Origin of the sequence: Streptomyces sp. MnatMP-M17, from assembly GCF_900091995.1 — a bacterium.
GTDB lineage: Bacteria > Actinomycetota > Actinomycetes > Streptomycetales > Streptomycetaceae > Streptomyces.
This window is the reverse complement of record NZ_FMDK01001241.1, coordinates 1-3,362: the sequence shown is the minus strand read 5'-3', so window position 1 is coordinate 3,362 and position 3,362 is coordinate 1. Positions and strand designations below refer to the sequence as shown.

The following is a 3,362-nucleotide window of genomic DNA, read 5'->3' as shown; positions in this document are numbered from 1 at the left end:
GGCGGCCCTCCCGTCGGCCGCCGCGTCCTTGACCGCCGCACCGTCGGCGACCGCCGCACCGGCTGAGCGCCAGGCGGACGCGCCGGCGTCACCGGCCGGGACCTCGGCCGATCTCGCCGGACTCGTCACCGCGCACATCGCCTCCGTACTGGAGTACTCCGGCGACCGCCGCGTCGAACCGCACACCAGCTTCAAGGACCTGGGCTTCGACTCGCTGATGTCGGTCGAACTGCGCAACGCGCTGTCCGCCGCCACCGGACTGCGGCTGCCCAGCGGACTCCTCTTCGACCGGCCCACGCCCGCCGCGCTCATCGACCATCTGCGCACACTGACCGAAGGGCCGGGCGAGGCGGCGGACGACGAACCGTCCGGCGCGGAAGCCGCCCATGAGCCCATCGCCATTGTCGGCATGGCCTGCCGCTATCCGGGCGGGATCGCCTCGCCCGAGGATCTGTGGCGGCTGGTCGCCGACGGCGGCGACGCGATCTCGGGCTTTCCCGTCGACCGGGGCTGGGACGAGGAGCTCTTCGACCGCGATCCGTCGAAGAGCGGCAGGAGTTCCGTACGCGAGGGCGGATTCCTGCATGACGCGGCCCGGTTCGACAACGCCCTCTTCGGGATCTCGCCGCGCGAGGCGCTGGCCATGGATCCACAGCAGAGGCTGCTGCTGGAGACCGCCTGGGAGGCCGTGGAGCGGGCCGGGCTGGACGCCGACGCGCTCAGAGGCAGCCGTACCGGTGTGTTCGTCGGCGCCACGGCGCTCGACTACGGACCGCGTATGCACGAAGCGCCCGACAGTGTGGAGGGCTATCTGCTGACCGGCACCACACCGAGTGTGATGTCCGGCCGTATCGCCTATCAGCTCGGGCTCGTCGGGCCCGCGGTGACCGTGGACACGGCCTGCTCGTCGTCGCTGGTGGCGCTGCACATGGCGGTACGGTCGCTGCGCTCCGGAGAGACCACACTGGCCCTCGCCGGCGGCGCCACCGTGATGTCGGAGCCCGGTATGTTCGTGGAGTTCTCCCGGCAGCGCGGTCTCGCGGCCGACGGACGCTCCAAGTCCTTCGCGGCGGGCGCCGACGGCACCTCATGGGCGGAGGGCGTCGGTCTGCTGCTGGTGGAGCGGCTCTCGGACGCCCGGCGCAACGGACATCCGGTGCTCGCCGTGATCCGTGGCTCCGCGATCAACCAGGACGGCGCGAGCAATGGACTCACCGCGCCCAGCGGTCCCTCCCAGCAGCGTGTCATCCGCCAGGCCCTGGCCGACGCGGGCCTCGGCCCGGCCGAGGTCGACGCGGTGGAGGCCCATGGCACCGGAACGCGGCTCGGCGATCCCATCGAGGCCGAGTCGGTCATCGCCGCCTACGGGCAGAACCGTGAACGCCCGCTGCTGCTGGGCTCGTTGAAGTCCAATATCGGTCATGCCCAGGCCGCCGCCGGTGTGGGCGGTGTGATCAAGATGGTGCAGGCGATGCGCCACGGTGTGCTGCCGAAGACACTGCATGTGGATGAACCGTCGCCGTTCGTGGACTGGGACTCCGGCGCGGTGGAGCTGCTCACCGAGCAGGCGGAGTGGCCGGAGGTGGACCGTCCGCGCCGGGCCGCCGTCTCCTCCTTCGGGATCAGCGGCACCAACGCCCATGTCGTCCTCGAATACGAGCCGGTGGACGAACAGCCGGCCCCGGAGCCTCCCGTTCCGGCGGCCCTGGCACCCTGGCTGATCACCGCGCGCGACGAGACGGCCCTGCGCGCCCAGGCTGTCCGGCTGCGCGAACACATCGCCGCCACCGGCGCCCGTCCCGCGGATATCGGTCTCTCGCTCGCGACCACCCGTACCGCCCTCGATCGGCGGGCCGTGATCCTCGGCACCACGGGCGACACATTCCTGGCGGGGCTCGACGCGCTGGCACAGGGCGCCGACGTACCGCAGTTGGTCACCGGAAGTGCCTCGGGCGCCGGCCGTACCGCGTTCCTGTTCACCGGACAGGGCGCACAGCGCGCCGGTATGGGCAAGGAACTCCACGCGTCGTCACCGGTGTTCGCCACCGCCCTCGACGAGGTCTGCGCGGCACTGGACCGGCATCTCGAACGACCGCTGCGCGATGTGCTGTTCGCTCCCGCCGACAGCGCGGACGGTGCGCTGCTGCACCGGACCGCGTACACCCAGCCGGCCCTGTTCGCCGTGGAGACGGCGCTGTTCCGGCTGCTGGCACACCATGGACTCACGCCCGCCCTGCTCGCCGGGCACTCGATCGGCGAGCTGACCGCCGCCCATGTCGCCGGAGTGCTCTCGCTGGACGACGCGGCGCTGCTCGTCGCGGCCCGAGGACGGCTGATGGAGTCGGCGCGTACCGGTGGCGCGATGATCGCGATCGAGGCGGAGGAGGCCGAACTCGCCGCCGGACTCGCACTCCACCCGGGCCTGCTCTCCGTCGCCGCTGTCAACGGTCCCACCTCGCTGGTGATCTCCGGCGACGAGGACGCGGCCGAACAGGTCGCGGAGCACTGGCGGGCGCTGGGCCGCAGGACACGCCGGCTCCAGGTCAGCCATGCCTTCCACTCGCCGCACATGGACGATGTCCTGGACGAGTTCCTCGCGGTCGCGCGCGGCCTCACCTTTCACGCGCCCGCCCTTCCGATCGTTTCCACCGTCACCGGTGAGATCGCCGACGCCGCCGTCCTCACCTCGCCCGACCACTGGGCCGGTCAGATACGCGGTACGGTCCGCTTCCTGGACGCGGCCCGCGCCCTGGAGCGGCACGGCGCCACCGTCTTCGTGGAGGTGGGCCCCGACGCCGTACTGACCTCCATGGTGCGCGACTCCCTCACCGGCGATCCGGCCGCTGTGCCGCTGATGCGGGCCGGTCGGCCCGAGGCGGAGACACTGGCCACGGGCCTCGCGACCGCCCTCACCCGAGGCGCGCCGCTCGACACCGCCTCGTTCTTCCCGGGCGCCCGCCGTGTCGACCTGCCGACGTACGCCTTCCAGCGCGAGCACTACTGGCTCGCGAGCGACACCGTCACCGACGCCAGAGGCCTCGGTCTCGATCCCGCGGACCATCCGCTGCTCTCCACCGCGATGGAGCTGGCCGGGCGCGAGGACCATGTGCTCTCGGGCCGCCTCGGCACCGGCAGCCATCCCTGGCTGGCCGACCACGCCATCGACGGCACGGTCCTGGTGCCCGGCACCGCCTTCCTCGAACTCGCCCTGACCGCAGGCGGACTTCTCGGCGCCGACCGGGTGGAGGAACTCACGCTGGAGTCGCCGCTGACACTGCCCGAGCACGGCGCGACGCGGATCCAGGTCTCCGTGGACGCTCCCGACGCCTCCGGCGCGCGCACCTTCGGCATCCACGCCCGCC

Annotated in this window: 1 protein-coding gene; it reads left to right on the top strand. The window is 72.3% G+C overall.

Annotated features, from left to right (window positions below):
* Positions 1-28 precede the first annotated feature (28 nt).
* Positions 29-3,362, top strand: a 3,334-nt coding sequence (locus GA0115259_RS38235; protein WP_345941105.1) for a type I polyketide synthase, incomplete at its 3' end; no start/stop codon positions are given.